This is a genomic window from Thermopolyspora flexuosa, from assembly GCF_006716785.1.
Lineage (GTDB): Bacteria > Actinomycetota > Actinomycetes > Streptosporangiales > Streptosporangiaceae > Thermopolyspora > Thermopolyspora flexuosa.
In genome coordinates this window covers 1,082,341-1,096,830 of record NZ_VFPQ01000001.1, presented here as the reverse complement: position 1 = coordinate 1,096,830, position 14,490 = coordinate 1,082,341, and the positions used below count along the sequence as shown (strand labels likewise).

The 14,490-nt window shown below is 71.9% G+C and carries 13 protein-coding genes and 1 tRNA gene; 11 read left to right on the top strand and 3 right to left on the bottom strand.

Features of this window, described 5'->3' with window-relative positions; translation table 11 throughout:
- Window positions 1-200 precede the first annotated feature (200 nt).
- From FHX40_RS04870 to FHX40_RS04855, 4 genes are all read left to right on the top strand, one after another.
- Window positions 201-1,280, top strand: a complete 1,080-nt coding sequence (locus FHX40_RS04870) for a DUF2510 domain-containing protein (RefSeq protein WP_170198713.1) — start codon at window positions 201-203, stop codon at window positions 1,278-1,280.
- Between the two features lie 69 nt (window positions 1,281-1,349).
- Window positions 1,350-1,949 (top strand): oligoribonuclease, encoded by a 600-nt coding sequence (gene orn / locus FHX40_RS04865; RefSeq protein ID WP_142258504.1) that lies wholly within the window; start codon window positions 1,350-1,352, stop codon window positions 1,947-1,949.
- A 110-nt stretch (window positions 1,950-2,059) separates the two neighbouring features.
- Window positions 2,060-2,135 (top strand) — tRNA-His (locus FHX40_RS04860).
- 186 nt (window positions 2,136-2,321) lie between these two features.
- A complete protein-coding gene (locus FHX40_RS04855; protein WP_142258503.1) occupies window positions 2,322-2,549 on the top strand; it encodes a helix-turn-helix domain-containing protein in 228 nt (75 codons plus the stop codon).
- Here the strand turns inward: FHX40_RS04855 and lat are convergent.
- Entirely contained in the window at window positions 2,468-3,862 is a 1,395-nt protein-coding gene (gene lat, locus FHX40_RS04850) for an L-lysine 6-transaminase (RefSeq protein ID WP_142258502.1), read from the bottom strand. The two genes, FHX40_RS04855 and lat, sit on opposite strands and share 82 nt — an antisense overlap.
- Before the next feature lie 231 nt (window positions 3,863-4,093).
- Between lat and FHX40_RS04845 the strand changes: the two genes are divergently transcribed.
- Complete coding sequence (locus tag FHX40_RS04845; RefSeq protein WP_229789081.1) at window positions 4,094-4,948, top strand: spermidine synthase; 855 nt, start codon at window positions 4,094-4,096, stop codon at window positions 4,946-4,948.
- Between the two features lie 21 nt (window positions 4,949-4,969).
- Here the strand turns inward: FHX40_RS04845 and FHX40_RS04840 are convergent, their stop codons facing one another.
- Window positions 4,970-5,695, bottom strand: coding sequence for a TetR/AcrR family transcriptional regulator (locus FHX40_RS04840; protein ID WP_142258500.1), 726 nt, complete (start codon window positions 5,693-5,695; stop codon window positions 4,970-4,972).
- Window positions 5,696-5,811: 116 nt separating this feature from the next.
- Between FHX40_RS04840 and FHX40_RS04835 the strand changes: the two genes are divergently transcribed.
- From FHX40_RS04835 to FHX40_RS04815, 5 genes are all read left to right on the top strand, one after another.
- Window positions 5,812-6,765 (top strand): carbohydrate kinase family protein, encoded by a 954-nt coding sequence (locus FHX40_RS04835; RefSeq protein ID WP_142258499.1) that lies wholly within the window; start codon window positions 5,812-5,814, stop codon window positions 6,763-6,765.
- 65 nt (window positions 6,766-6,830) lie between these two features.
- On the top strand, window positions 6,831-8,072 hold the full coding sequence (locus FHX40_RS04830) for an aminotransferase class III-fold pyridoxal phosphate-dependent enzyme (protein ID WP_142258498.1): 1,242 nt from the start codon (window positions 6,831-6,833) through the stop codon (window positions 8,070-8,072).
- Window positions 8,073-8,309: 237 nt separating this feature from the next.
- Entirely contained in the window at window positions 8,310-9,755 is a 1,446-nt protein-coding gene (ngcE, locus tag FHX40_RS04825; protein WP_142258497.1) for an N-acetylglucosamine/diacetylchitobiose ABC transporter substrate-binding protein, read from the top strand.
- Between the two features lie 69 nt (window positions 9,756-9,824).
- Window positions 9,825-10,736, top strand: coding sequence for a carbohydrate ABC transporter permease (locus FHX40_RS04820; protein WP_142258496.1), 912 nt, complete (start codon window positions 9,825-9,827; stop codon window positions 10,734-10,736).
- Window positions 10,736-11,644, top strand: a complete 909-nt coding sequence (locus FHX40_RS04815) for a carbohydrate ABC transporter permease (protein ID WP_142258495.1) — start codon at window positions 10,736-10,738, stop codon at window positions 11,642-11,644. The genes FHX40_RS04820 and FHX40_RS04815 overlap by 1 nt, the downstream gene beginning before the upstream one ends.
- Before the next feature lie 34 nt (window positions 11,645-11,678).
- Here FHX40_RS04815 and FHX40_RS04810 read toward each other — a convergent pair whose 3' ends face one another.
- Window positions 11,679-13,688, bottom strand: coding sequence for an N-acetylmuramoyl-L-alanine amidase (locus FHX40_RS04810; protein WP_142258494.1), 2,010 nt, complete (start codon window positions 13,686-13,688; stop codon window positions 11,679-11,681).
- A 134-nt stretch (window positions 13,689-13,822) separates the two neighbouring features.
- On the opposite strand from FHX40_RS04810, the gene FHX40_RS04805 reads away from it, so the two are divergent.
- The gene (locus FHX40_RS04805; RefSeq protein ID WP_373286906.1) at window positions 13,823-14,485 is read left to right on the top strand and encodes a class II aldolase/adducin family protein; all 663 of its coding nucleotides are present in this window, start codon (window positions 13,823-13,825) and stop codon (window positions 14,483-14,485) included.
- Window positions 14,486-14,490 lie beyond the last annotated feature (5 nt).

Here is a 14,490-nt window from a genome sequence, read left to right as displayed (position 1 = left end):
GGTTCGGTGCGTCCGGTCCGCCGCCGTACCGGGTCCCCGCGCGCCGCGACGCGTGTCCGATCGGGAGCCCGGCGAACCCGGCAGATCTCCCCGCTCGGGCGGCGGCGCGATTCGGCGCGGTGCCACCGCGGGGCAAGGCAATGGTCACCTGCCGCCGCTTGAGACTCCCCCGCGGCGGCAAGTTCATTAGTCTGGCAAACATGACGCAATCCCCTGCAGGCTGGTATCCCGACCCTTACGGAAAACCCCTGCTCCGCTGGTGGGACGGCACCCAGTGGACGGACGCCACCCATCGCCTGGAGGACGTTGCGGCGGCCCAGGGCGCGCGGACCGCGGCCGAGGGGGGTTCCGAGACCGGCCCGCAGGCGCCCACGGTGGTGGTGAGCCCGTCCGGTGGCGGCCCGGACGCCCCCGGCCAGGGGGTACGGCAGGGCGACACCGCGCGGCTCCCCGTACCGGAGTTCCCGCCGCCGCCTCAGCAGCAGCCGGAGCAGCCGCGGCGCCCGGGCGGGATGATGCCGTGGGTGCTCGGCGGCGCCGCCGTGGCGATCGTCGTGGTGCTCGCGATCATCGGGACGATCGTGCTCACCGGGCGGAGCGGCTCCGGCGACGGCGGATCCGTGGCGGCCCCGCCGTCCGCGAGCGCCGAGGCGGAGCCGAGCGAGGATCCGAGCGTCGAGCCGGTGCCGGTGCCGAGCGCGGAGCCCACGTCGCCGGGCGGGGGCCTGTTCCCGCAGCCGGTGGACGGGCGGATCAACGATCCGATCAGCGGGCTGTCCTACCACTTCCCCGGTGATCCGTGGCAGATCGCCGACCCGCGGGCGGTGAACGGAGGAATCCCGTTCGGCCAGCTGTGGACCAGCGGCTACCAGGCCCTCTCGCAGCGGAACTACGAGCCGGGCAAGGACTGGGTGGGCACGGTGCTCGCCGGGCCGCTGTCGACGGCCGCGCCGTACAGCGGGCCGGACAGCCTGAAGGACGTTCTCGGCACCTTCCTCACCAACGCCGAGGACGCCCTGTACGGCGTGCCGCACGAGCGCCGCATCCTCGAGGACAGGGCGATCACGGTGAGCGGCCGCCCGGCCCGGCTGCTCAAGTTCGAGATGGACTTTACCGAGCAGGCCGAGCGGAACGGCTGGCAGTGGCGCAAGGAGGTCGGCGCGCTCGTGCTCGTCGACCGGGGCGAGGAGAACCCGCCGGCGCTGCTGTTCGCGACCGTGCCCGACAACCTCGACACGGGCGTGGTCGACGAGGTCGTCGAATCGCTGCGGGTGTCGTAGCGGGCATCGCGACCAAGTACCGATATATGCCGACCACATCCTGGCGCTCGCGTGCTCTACCCTGTTCCTATGAACGACCTGCTGGTTTGGATCGACTGTGAGATGACCGGCCTCGACCTCGGCCGTGACGCGCTGGTCGAGGTGGCGTGCGTGGTCACCGACAGCGAGCTGAACCAGCTGGACGGGGGCATCGACCTCGTCATCAAACCTCCGCAGGAGGCGCTGGAGCAGATGTCGGACGTGGTGCGCCAGATGCACACCGTCTCGGGCCTGCTCGACGCGCTGCCCGGCGGCGTCACCCTCGCCGAGGCCGAGGCACGGGTGCTCGAGTACATCCGCGGGCACATCCCCGAGCCCAAGCGCGCCCCGCTGTGCGGCAACTCGATCGCCACCGACCGGTCGTTCCTCGCCCGGGACATGCCGCTCGTCGACGCCTACCTCCACTACCGCATGATCGACGTGTCGTCGATCAAGGAGCTGGTGCGCCGCTGGTACCCCCGGGTGTACTTCGCCGCGCCCGAGAAGCAGGGCGGCCACCGCGCCCTCGCCGACATCGTGGAGAGCATCCGCGAGCTGCGGTACTACCGCGCCGCGGTGTTCGTGCCCCAGCCGGGGCCGGACTCCGCGACCGCCCGCGACGTCGCCGAGAGCGTGACCGCCGCCTCCTAGCCTCGGGCATACCCGGTCTTTCCCCGGACGTTTTCCCGGTACGGCCCCGGCAGTGGCGCAAGCACTCCGAAAGACCGGTACACTTTCTACGTGCCGCCGCGGCGGACATGGTGGGTGTAGCTCAGTTGGCAGAGCGCCAGGTTGTGGTCCTGGATGTCGTGGGTTCAAGTCCCATCACTCACCCCAACGGGAAAGGGCCCGGTCAGAGTTCTGACCGGGCCCTTTCGGTCGTTTCGGCGTGGCCGTTCACCGAAACAACCCGCGAAGGGTCCCGAAAGACGGGCGTCGCGGGTTATGCTCGCTGTCAACCGCAACGCCGCCAAGCGCGGGGGGCTCGGCGATCTCTGTTTGCGTTCCAGCCACGGAGGCCGGATGAGCGTCGACGACCGCGCCGCACTGGGCCTGAGCAAGCGCGAAGCCGAGGTGATGGAGCTGATCGCCACCGGCTGTTCCAACGGTGAGATCGCGCAACGGCTCTTCCTCAGCGAGAAGACCGTGAAGAACCACGTCAACCGGATCTACGCCAAGCTCGGCGCCGACTCCCGCAGGGCCGCGATCGGGCTGTGGCGCCGGTCCGCGTCGTCGTCCTCCAGAGGCTGATCCGCGAGCAGTACGCGGCGCAGCGCGGCGAGGCCGTACTCGAGCTCCTGCTCGGTCACCGACAGCGCCGGGCGCACCCGGATCGAGGTCTCGCCGCACGGCAGCATGAGCACGCCCTCCTCGTCGCGCAGCCGGGCGAGCAGCCGGTCCCGGTCCGCCCGCCGGCCGGAGGCGACGTCGAAGGCGCACATCAGACCCCGGCCCCGCACCGCGCGGATCCTGCCAGGGAACTCGGCCTCCAGCGCGCGCAGGCCGGTGAGCAGCCGCTCGCCGAGCACGTCGGCGCGCGGGATCAGGCCGTCCCGCTCGATGATCTCCAGCATGCGCCGGGAGCGCACCATGTCCACCAGCCCGCCGCCCCAGGTGGAGTTGATGCGCCCGCTCACCCGGAACACGTTGTCCGGGACGAGGTCCACGCGGCGGCCCGCCATGATGCCGCCGACCTGCACCTTCTTGGCGAAGGCGACGATGTCGGGGGCGAGGCCGAGCTGCTGGTAGGCCCACGGGGTGCCGGTGATGCCCACGCCGGTCTGCACCTCGTCGACGATGAACAGCGCGTCGTACTCGTGGCACAGCCGCTGCATCGCCTGGAGGAACTCCGGCCGCATGTGGTTGTCGCCGCCCTCGCCCTGGATCGGCTCGGCGATGAAGCAGGCGATGTCGTGCGGGTACCGCTCGAACGCCTCGCGGGCCTGGGCGAGCGCGCGGGCCTCGGCGGCCTCGAGCTCGGCGAGGCTGCCGAACAGGTGGGTGGCGGGCACCTCGATGCGCGGCCAGTCGAACTTGGGGAACCGCTCGGTCTTCACCGGGTCGGTGTTGGTGAGCGAGAGCGTGTAGCCGCTGCGGCCGTGGAAGGCGCGGGTGAGGTGGAGCACCTTGGTGCCGAGCTCCGGTGACCGGCCCGCCGCCTCGTTGCGGCGGCTCTTCCAGTCGAACGCGCACTTGAGCGCGTTCTCCACGGCGAGCGCGCCGCCCTCGACGAAGAACAGGTGCGGCAGCTCGGGGTCGCCGAGCACCCGGCTGAAGGTCGCCACGAACTCGGCGAAGTACGTCGTGTACACGTCGGAGTTCGCCGGCTTGTTCGCGGCGACGCGGCCCAGTTCGGCGAGGAACTCCGGGTCGTCGCGGAACGGGTTGACGCCCAGCGGGGCGGACGCGAAGAACGTGTAGAAGTCCAGGTAACGGCGGCCGGTCCGGGCGTCGACGAGCCAGGACCCCGCGCTGCGCTCCAGATCGAGCACGAAGTCGAAACCGTCGACGAGCAGGTGCCGGTCGAGCACCTTGTGTACCTCGCCGGGAGCGATCCGTTCCATTCCCCCTCCTCCTCCGACCTGCAACATTTCCTCTCTGATTGCATGCTATCGACAAGAAGACCTTCGGTTCAAAGTCCAGATTCAAGAAGATCTTTTGGAATCTCCTGGACAGGCGGCAGGACCGGCGGCGGGCGCGGGGGCGGGCTGGCCGCCGCGCGGGATGATCACCCCGCGCGGGCGCGTACGGTGGTGTCGAAAGCATCCGGACGATCGGCGGCGAAGGAGGGCACCGTGGGGCGCAGGCGCAGGACGGAGCGGCCACCCGAGCCCGGGCGCTACCCGGTGACCTTCGGCGAGGTGGAGCTGCTGCGCGACGCCGACCGGCCGGGCGGCTGGATGCTCATGATGAGCGGCGTGCCGCAGTCGTACGTCGACCTCGACGACCCCACCTACCTCGACTTCGAGTACGTGCGGCTGATGGCCGCGGTGATCGACACGCTCGCCGCGGGGCCGCTCGACGCGGTGCACGTCGGCGGCGGCGCGTGCACGCTCCCCCGGTACGTCGCCGCGACCCGGCCCGGCTCCCGGCAGATCGTGATCGAGCCCGACGGCGGGCTGGTGGAGCTGGTCCGGGAACGGCTCGGCCTGCGCTCGGTGCCCGGGCTGAAGGTGCGGGTCACCGACGGGCGCAGCGGCGCGGCGGACCTGCGCGACGCCTCGGCCGACCTGATCGTGCTCGACGCGTTCAGCGGCGCGACCATGCCGCTCGACCTCGCCACCGCCGAGTACATGGCCGAGCTCGCCCGGGTGCTGCGGCCGACCGGCACGCTGCTGGTCAACACCGCCGACGGCAAGGGCCTGGCGTTCGCCCGCCGGGTCGCGGCCACGGTGCACGGCCCGTTCCGGCACGCGGTGCTGCTCGCCGACCCCGGGGTGATGCGCGGCCGCCGGTTCGGCAACCTCATCCTCGCCGCCTCCGACGCGGCGTTCGACACCGACGGCCTGGTCCGGAAGGCCGCCTCCGGCATGCCCCGGGCGCGGTGCCTGCACGGCCGGGCGTTCACCGACTTCGTCGCCGGGGCCGCGCCGCTGCACGACGGCGACCCGGTCGTGGTCCCGGTGCCGCCGCCGTCGATCTTCGCCTGACCGCCCGCGCCGCGCGCCGGGTCAGCGGGCGAGCGCGGCGAGCTCGGCGAGGACCAGGCGCTCCGCCTCGGCCCGGCTCAGCCGGTCCGGGTAGAGCAGCAGGTGCACGCTGAGGCCGTCGACGAGGGCGAGCAGCCGCTCGGCGACCGCGTCGAGGTCCTGCGGGCGTGGCGGGCCGTCCTCCTTCCCCGGCTCCTCCGCCGGCGGGTCCTCCCCCTCCGGTACGGCCGGCCGGTCCGCGGCCCGCGGCGTGCCCTTGGCGGCGATCTCGGCGAGCACCTCGGGCGGCGGGGTGCGGGGCAGGGTGATCTCCCCGGCCTCGTGGGCCTCGGCGAGGCGGCGGCGGATCGCCGCGCGCAGCTTGGCGTGCTCCCGCCGCTGCACGTCGGCGAGGTGCTCGGCGGTGAGGCCCCGGCTCCAGAAGTCGATCTCCATGCGGGTCTCGCGGGTGCGCTCGGCGTCGAGCGGGAGGCTGTCGAGCAGCAGCTCGCGCAGCGCGGCGAGGCCGCGCACACCCGCGGTCCGTTCCCGGCGGCGGCGCCGTACGTGCTCGTGGGAGTGGCGCAGCAGCGAGGAGAGGATGTCGTCCTTGCCGGCGAAGTAGTGGGTGAGCGCCCCGCTGGAGCAGCCCGCCTCCCGGGCGATGTTCCGGGTGGTCGCCGCCTCGATGCCGTCGCGCACGATCACCCGGCGGGCGGCCGCGAGGACCTCCATGCGCCGCCGCTGATGGTCAACGCTTCTGGCCATCGGATCCCCCCAGGCCGCCAGTCTATTTACTCTCTCTTGACTTTTGCCCGGCGTCTCTGTCTACTACGTGCACAAGTTATGAGCCCTGCTCGCATTTAGTGCCCGCGGAGGCGCCCATGCCCCACACGCGCGTAGGCCCGGTCGCCGCGGTCGGCGTGCACATCGTCGACGTGCTGGCGCGGCCGGTCGAACACATCCCCGAAGGTCAGGACACCGTGCTGGTGGAGCAGATCCGGATCACCGCCGCCGGATCCGCCGCCGGGACCGCCGTCGATCTCGTCAAGCTCGGCGCCGAGGTGAGCTGCCACGGCGCGATCGGGGACGACGAGCTGGGTGACTTCCTGCTCGCCGTGCTCGGCCGCCACGGTGTGGACACCGCCGGGCTGGCCCGCCGTACCGGGGAGCAGACCGCGGCCTCGATCCTGCCGATCCGGCCGGACGGCGGGCGGCCGAGCTTCCACGTGCCGGGCGCGAACCTCACCGTCTCCCCCGCCGACGTCGCGCCCGAGGCGGTGCTGCGCGCCAAGGCCGTGCACCTGGGCGGCATGGACGTGACGTTCGGCCTCAACGACCCGGGCTTCCTCGCGCTGCTCGACCGGGCCCGGGCGGGCGGCACCGTGGTCACGATGGACCTGCTGTCGAACATGCCCGACCTGCTCACCGCGGCGAAGGCGTTCCTGCCGCACGTCGACTACGTGCTGCCGAACCTGGAGCAGGCGCTCGCGATGACCGGCGCGGCGGACGCCGAGGGCGCGGCCGAGGCGCTGCTCGCCGAGGGGGTGCGCGGCGTCCTGATCACGCTCGGCGGCGACGGCAGCCTCGTCGCCACCGCCGACGGCGTGCGCGAGCGCGTCCCGGCGCTGGAGGTGCCGGTGCGCGACACCACCGGCTGCGGCGACGCGTACTGCGCCGGGTTCATCGTCGGCCTGCTGCACGGGCGCGACGTGCTCACCGCCGCCCGGTGGGGCACCGCCGCCGCGGCGAAGACCGCGACCGGTCTCGGCTCCGACGCCGGGATCGTCGGCCTCGACGACATCCTCGCGCTGCTCGGCGAAGCGGCGGCGTCCTGAGGCGGACCGCACGGAAGCACCGAAGACCGCACCGACAAGGACCGCACACGGAAGGAGCGGCAGGCATGACGGCATCCGGCACAGGGCCATCCGACGCGGCGCTGCGCGAGCGCGCGGCCCGGGTGATCCCCGGCGGCATGTACGGCCACCTCAACGCGGCGCTCCACGGGCCGACGTACCCCCAGTTCTTCGTCCGGGGCGAGGGCTGCCGGCAGTGGGACGCCGACGGGCGCGAGTACATCGACCTCATGTGCAGCTGGGGGCCGATCGTGCTCGGCCACCGCCACCCCAAGGTGGAGGAGGCGGCGGCCCGCCAGCTCGCCCAGGGCGACTGCCTCAACGGGCCGGGCCCGGTCATGGTGGAGCTCGCCGAGCTGCTCGTCGACCTCGTCCCGAGCGCGGACTGGGCGATGTTCTCCAAGAACGGCACCGACGCCACCACCCAGGCGCTCATGGTGGCCCGCGCCGCCACCGGGCGCACCAAGGTGCTCAAGGCGCACGGCGCGTACCACGGCGCCGACCCGTGGTGCACGCCGAGCCCGGCCGGGACCACCCCGAACGAGCGGGCCGACCTGATCGAGTTCACCTACAACGACCTGGCGAGCGCCGAGGAGGCCGCGGCGCGGGCCGACGGCGACGTGGCGGCGATCATCGTCACGCCGTTCAAGCACGACGCGTTCGAGGACCAGGAGCTCGCCGACCCGGAGTTCGTGCGGGGCGTCCGGGCGCTCGCCGACCGGATCGGCGCCGCGCTCGTCATCGACGACGTGCGCGCGGGCTTCCGGCTCGACCTGCGCGGCTCCTGGGAGCGGTACGGCGTGCGGCCGGACCTGACCGCGTGGAGCAAGGCGATGGGCAACGGGTACGCGATCGCGGCGGTGACCGGCACCGACGCGCTGCGCGACGCGGCCACCACGCTGTACTCGACCGGCTCGTTCTGGTTCTCCGCGGTGGCGATGGCCGCGGCGAAGGCCACCATCGAGACGCTGCGCGACGAGGACGGCATCGCGGCGATGGAGCACGCCGGGCGGCTGCTCCGCGACGGCCTTGAGGAGCAGGCGCGCGCCCACGGGTTCACGGTCCGGCAGACCGGGCCGGTGCAGATCCCCTGGCTGAGCTTCGAGGGTGACACCACCCTGGAGAAGGGCATGTACTTCAGCGCCGCGTGCCTGCGGCACGGGGTCTACCTGCACCCGTGGCACAACTGGTTCCTGTCGGCCGCCCACACCGAGAAGGACATCAAGCAGGCGCTCGAGGGCACCGACCGGGCCTTCGCCGAGACCCGCGCGCACTTCGGCGCGGGCTGAGCCGGCCCGGGAGGAGCACCCGGCGACACGGGACGAAGATCGCGGGGCGGCCGGACGGGCGGCCCCGCGTTTCGCCGTGCCCTCGTTCCCGCAGGCAGGTCGCGGCGCGTCTGCGGGTCGGCCACAGCTCGATCACGGGTTGCGCGGCCCCTCTTGACGCTCCGCGCGGGCGGACGTACGTTCCTGCAAAACGAATAGGAAAGTTTCCTAATTGATCCGCCCCCTGGGAGGGTTGGCATGTCCCACACCGCCGACACGCCGGGCGCCATCACCCGGCGGCAGCTCTTCCGCCGCATCGGCCTCACCGCGCTCGTCGCCGGTCCCGCCGCCGGACTGCTCAACGCGTGCGCCACCAGTGGCGGCGGGGCGGCTCCCGCGGCCTCCGGCAGCGCCGCCGCGACCTCCGCGGCGAACCCCCTCGGCGTGGACCCGACCAAGCCGCTGGAGGTCGTGATCTTCAAGGGCGGCCTCGGCGACGAGTACGCCACCCAGGTCCACCAGCCGATGTACAAGAAGATGTATCCGCAGGCGGAGATCAAGCACGTCGCCACGCAGCAGATCGCGCAGACGCTGCAGCCCCGGTTCGCCAGCGGCGACGTGCCGGACATGATCTCCAACGCGGGCGCCGACCTCATGGACGAGGGCGCGCTGGTCGCCGAGGGCCAGCTGCTCGACCTCACCCCGCTGTTCGAGGCCCCCTCGCTCGACGACCCGAGCAAGAAGGTGCGCGAGACCCTGCTGCCCGGCACCGTCGAGGCGGGCATGATCCAGGGCAAGCCGTACGTGCTCAAGTACGTCACCTCGACGTACGGCATGTGGTACGACGCCAACCTGTTCCAGGAGAAGGGCTGGACCCCGCCGAAGACCTTCGACGAGTTCAAGGCCTTCTGCGAGACCGCCAAGAGCGCCGGCATCGTGCCGTACGCGTACGCGGGCAAGAACGCCGCCTACTACCAGTACTGGATGATCCTCATCTCGGCGGCGAAGATCGGCGGCAACGAGGTGCTCGTCAACATCGACAACCTCGCCGACGGCGCGTGGACCGCCGAGCCGGTACGGCAGGCCGCCGCGGCCTGGGCGGAGATCGGCCCGTACATGGGCAAGTCGTTCGAGGGCCTCATCCACACCGAGGTGCAGACCCGGCAGAACCAGGGGAAGATCGCCTTCTACCCGTCCGGCTCCTGGCTGGAGAACGAGCAGAAGAGCAACACCCCGCCGAACTTCGCCTACGCGATCGCCCCCACGCCGAGCGTGACCGCGAGCGACAAGATGCCGTACGAGGCGATCCGCGTGGCCCCGGGCGAGAACTACATCGTGCCGGCGCAGGCGAAGAACCCGCAGGGCGGCCTGGAGTACCTGCGGATCATGCTCTCCAAGGAGGGCGCGCGCGGCTTCACCGAGAAGTCCGGCAACTTCACCGTGGTGATGGGCGCGACCGACGGCCTGGAGCTCTCCCCCGGCAACAAGAGCGTCGCCGAGGCGCAGAAGGCCGCGGGGCAGAACATCGTGACCCACTCGCTCTTCGAGACCTGGTACAAGGAGCTCGAGACCGAGCTGCGCAAGCAGACCAACGCCCTGATGTTCGGCCGCATCAGCGCGGACGAGTTCTGCGAGAAGATGCAGGCCGCGGCGGACAAGACCAAGAACGACGACTCGATCGTCAAGCAGCAGCGGAGCATCTAGGTGATCGTGGCGAGCCCGGGCGTCGCGGCCCGCGGGCGGTCGGCGGCCGCGAGGGAGGTGGCCTGAGCCGTGCGGCATGGCAAGTACCCGTTCATCATCGGCTTCCTCGCGGCCCCGCTGATCCTCTACGTCGTCTTCGTGATCAGCCCGTACCTCCAGGCGTTCTACATCGCGCTCACCGACTGGAGGGGCATCACCGCGACCCCGAACTTCACCGGACTCGACAACTTCGCCCGGCTGCTCGAGGACGAGGTGTTCTGGGCCGCGGTGCGCCACCACATCGTGCTGCTGGTCGCGATGCCGCTGCTCACCATCGCGATCGCGCTGTTCTTCGCGTACCTGCTCAACCTCGGCGGCGGCAGCCGCGGCGGGCGGATGAACGGCGTGGCCGGGTCGACCTTCTACCGGGTGGTGTTCTTCTTCCCGCAGGTCCTGGCGGTGGCGATCGTCGGCGTGCTGTTCCAGGCGATCTACCGCCCGGACGAGAGCGGCGTGATCAACGGGGTGCTCGCCCGGTTCGGCATCGAGCCGATCGGCTGGCTCACCAACCCCGACATCGCGCTGTGGTCGATCATCGGCGTGATGGTCTGGCAGGCGGTCGGCTTCTACGTGGTGCTGTTCTCCGCCGGCATGTCGGCGATCCCGAAGGACGTGTTCGAGGCGGCCGCGCTCGACGGGGCCGGCCGCATCCGGATGTTCTTCTCCATCACGCTGCCGCTGCTGTGGGACACCCTCCAGGTCGGCTGGGTCTACCTCGGCATCGCCGCGTTCGACGGGTTCGCGCTCGTCCAGGTGCTCTCGGTGGACCGGGGCGGCCCGGACAACGCGACCACGGTACTGCCGCTGGAGATCTGGCGTAACGCCTTCAACTTCTCCAAGTACGGCTACGCGTCCGCGATGGGCGTGGCGCTGTTCTTCATGACGATCACCTTCGCGGTGCTGACCCTGCGCGTGACCCGGCGCGAGAGGATCGAGTACTGATGGCGACCCCATCCTCGACGGCGACCCAGGCGACCCCGGCCGTCGCTAAGGCGGCCGCGGCCCGGCACAAGGGCGGCGGCCCGGGCGTGTTCGGCGTGCTCGCGCACATCGCCCTGGCCGTCTGGGCGATCCTGATCATCTTCCCGGTGCTGTGGACGTTCCTGGCGTCGTTCAAGACGAACGCGGAGATCTTCGGCGACCCGCTCACCCTGCCGTCGAGCTTCGCGTTCGACGCCTGGGTCCGCGCCTGGGACAAGGCGCACATCGGCCAGTACATGTGGAACACCGTGTTCGTGGTGGCGCTGTCCACCACGGGCACCATGCTGCTCGGCTCGATGGCGGCGTACGTGCTCGCCCGGTACGAGTTCCCCGGCAACCGGATCATCTACCTGCTGTTCGTGTCCGGGCTGGCGTTCCCGGTGTTCCTCGCCCTGGTGCCGCTGTTCTTCGTGGTGCGCAACATCGGGCTGCTCGGCACGCACGCGGGCGTGATCCTCGTCTACATCGCCTACTCGCTGCCGTTCACGGTGTTCTTCCTCACCGCGTTCTTCAAGAGCCTGCCCACCTCGGTGGCCGAGGCGGCGATGATCGACGGCTGCTCGCACACCCGCACGTTCTTCCAGATCATGCTGCCGATGGCGAAGCCCGGCCTGGTCAGCATCACGATCTTCAACATCCTCGGGCAGTGGAACCAGTACCTGCTGCCGATCGTGCTGCTGCCCGGCAACGTCGAGGACAAGTGGCTGCTCACCCAGGGCATCGCGAACATCTCGACGAACGCGGGCTACGAGGCGGACTGGCCGGGCCTGTTCGCGGGCCTGAGCATCACCGTGGTGCCGATGGTGATCGTCTACATCATCTTCCAGCGCCAGATCCAGTCCGGCCTCACCTCGGGGGCGATCAAGTAGCCGCCCGCGCGGGCCGCGCCGCGCGGGCGGGTGCTCACCCGGCCTGCAGCACCTCCACCTCGTCGTCGGCCACGAACGCGTACCGGTGGTTGAAGTGGATGAGGTGGAAGACGCGGGACCCGGTGTAGAGCGTGCGGTCGCCGGGGGCCGAGGCGTCGTGGTGGGCCGCGTAGTAGACGTCCGCCTCGAACGTGTCGATCAGCGCGTACGCCTGGCCCGCCGGGATCTCGTACCGGTCGTACGGCCCCGGCACCCGCCCGCGGCCGTAGGTCCACTGGGCCACGTGCGGCGGCAGCTCGTCGGGCTCCGGGAACGGCCGGCCGTACACCGCCGCGGACTCCAGGCCGGGACGCGGGGTGACGTACGCCCCGGCGGTGGGGACCAGCACGGGGTTGTCGGCCGGGTTCTTCAGCCAGGCGAGGCGCCCGCCGTACCAGATCGCCACCCAGTCGCCCGCCCGCTCGGCGACCACGAACCGCTGGCCGGTGGAGGCACGGGCGCCCCAGTCGCCGTACCGGTTCGTGCCCGGCCCGCCGTTCGGGTGCAGGTAGGGGTCGGCGATGAGCGGGGCGTCGTCGCGTGGCTCGGTGCGCAGCATGACCGCGCTCGACGGCCGGGGCGGGGCCGCGCCGCACTTGCCGCCGTCCTTCGGCTCGTTCTTCGGCACGCAGCCGGAGAACACCAGCCGGTTCCGCTTGAAGTTCGGGCGGATGGTGACGAGCTCGGAGTCCGGCCCGGCGGTGGCGCGGATCGGCGCGCCGAGCAGCTTGAAGAAGTACGCCCAGTTCCAGTACGGGCCGGGGTCGTGGTGCATCGCCCGCACGCCCTTGCCCGAGTCGGCCGGGACGTTGTCGTGGCCGAGGATGTGCCCGCGGTCGAGCGGGATGTCGTACCGCTCGGCGAGGTAGCGCACCAGGCGCGCGGTCGACCGGTACATGCGCTCGGTGTACCAGCGGCCGCCCCGGCTCGCCCAGCCCTCCTGCTCGATGCCGATCGAGTGCGAGTTGATCCACCAGTTGCCCGCGTGCCAGGCCACGTGGCGCACGTCGAGCGCCTGGTCGACCTTGCCGTCCCGGGACCGGACCAGGTAGTGCCAGCTCGCGCAGTACTTCGGGCTGCGCGGCAGCGCCCGGGTGCGCTTGTAGCTCGTCTCGGTGTCGTGCAGCACGATGAACCGGATGAACGAGTCCTTCGGCCGCTGCGCCGAGGCGTAGTTGCAGAAGCTCGCCGGGTCCTCCGCGTCCAGCCGGTGGTACGCGGTCTCGATCACGCCGCAGGTCATGCCCGGCGGGCACTGGGCGGCGCGCTTGCGCTTGGGTGGCCGCAGCCGGAACGCGGCGAGGCGGCCCGGGTCGGGCCTCACGTCCGGGCGGGCCGCCAGCTCGACGCGCTGGCCGTCATCGGTGGTCCTCCGCACTCCTTTACGGATCGTCCGGTACACATCATCGGCGAAGTTCCGGGCCTCGTCCGGGTACGGCGTGGCCGCCCAGCGCACCACCGCGGGGTACCAGGCGCCGATGTCGTCGCGCGGCGGGGCGGCGCCGCCGCGCGCGGCCCGGCCGTACCGGGCGAGCAGCGCGGCCCCGGCGCGGATGTTCGCCCGGTCGTCGGTGAGCACGCTGGTCAAGGGGAGGTTCGCGAGCCGGGCCCCGGTGGCCGCCGTGGAGACCGGGGCGAAGCCCTCGCCGCGGGTGGCCGACAGGTCCGCGTGGACCAGGTGCATCGGGCCGTACCCGCCGGCGACGGACGGCTCGCCGTCGTGGTGCTCCCAGCGCGACTCGTGGTAGGAGACGGCGAGCAGCACCTCGACCGGCACGCCGAACTCGGCCGCCGCCTCGGCGAACGCCCGCTGCCGCGCGGTGCCGGTCCGCCCCGGCTCGGCCTGCCCGATGGCCGCCGCCGGCCGTGCCGTACCGGCCTCCGCCTCGGGCGGCGGCGCGGCGACGCCGCCCGCGATCCCCGTCATGATCCCGGCCGCGGCCCCGGCCGTCACCCGTACCGCGGCCCGCAGCCGCCTCGTCGCTCCACGATCCGTTCTGCGCACGCCCCTAAGTCAGGCAAATGCATGCCGTGACCGGTGGTAACCGCGGAACGCGCCTCGTGACTCTTTGTGTGATCCATGACCCGACTTGATCGGATTGTCTCGGGCAAGGCCTCGGTCTACGGTTTCGTGGCGTGATGATGGAGGAGCCGCGGGAGCGGTTGTGCGCGTACGGCCGGCGGGCGGCCGAGCTCGGCCTGGTGGTCGGCACGTCGGGGAACCTCAGCGTGCGGGAGGGCGACCTGGTCGCGGTCACGCCCTCGGGGGTGGCGCTCGACCGGCTCACCCCGGCCGACTGCCCGGTCGTCGACCTGGAGGGGTACCTCGTCGAGGGCGACCGGCAGCCGTCCTCGGAGACGCCGATGCACCTGGCGGTGTACGCCGAGACGGACGCGGCGGCGATCGTGCACACCCATGCAACGTTCAGCACGGTGGTGGCGAGCACGCTGACCGAGCTGCCGCCGATCCACTACAACATCCTGCTGCTCGGCGGGCCGGTGCGGGTCGCCGAGTACGCCACGTACGGCACGCCCGAGCTCGCCGCGAACGTGCGCGCGGCCCTGGCGGGCGGGCGGCGGGCCGCGCTGCTCGCCTCCCACGGCGCGGTGACCATCGGCGCCGACCTGGAGCAGGCGTTCGAGGCCACCCGGCTGCTGGAGTGGCTGTGCGAGGTGTACGTGCGGGCGCGCGCGGTGGGCGAGCCGCGGGTGCTGAGCGAGGCCGAGCTCGCGGCCGTGGTCGAGCGGGCGCTCAACCCGCCCGCCTATCCGCGGCGCGAGCCGCCGTCCCCCGCGCGCTGATCGCG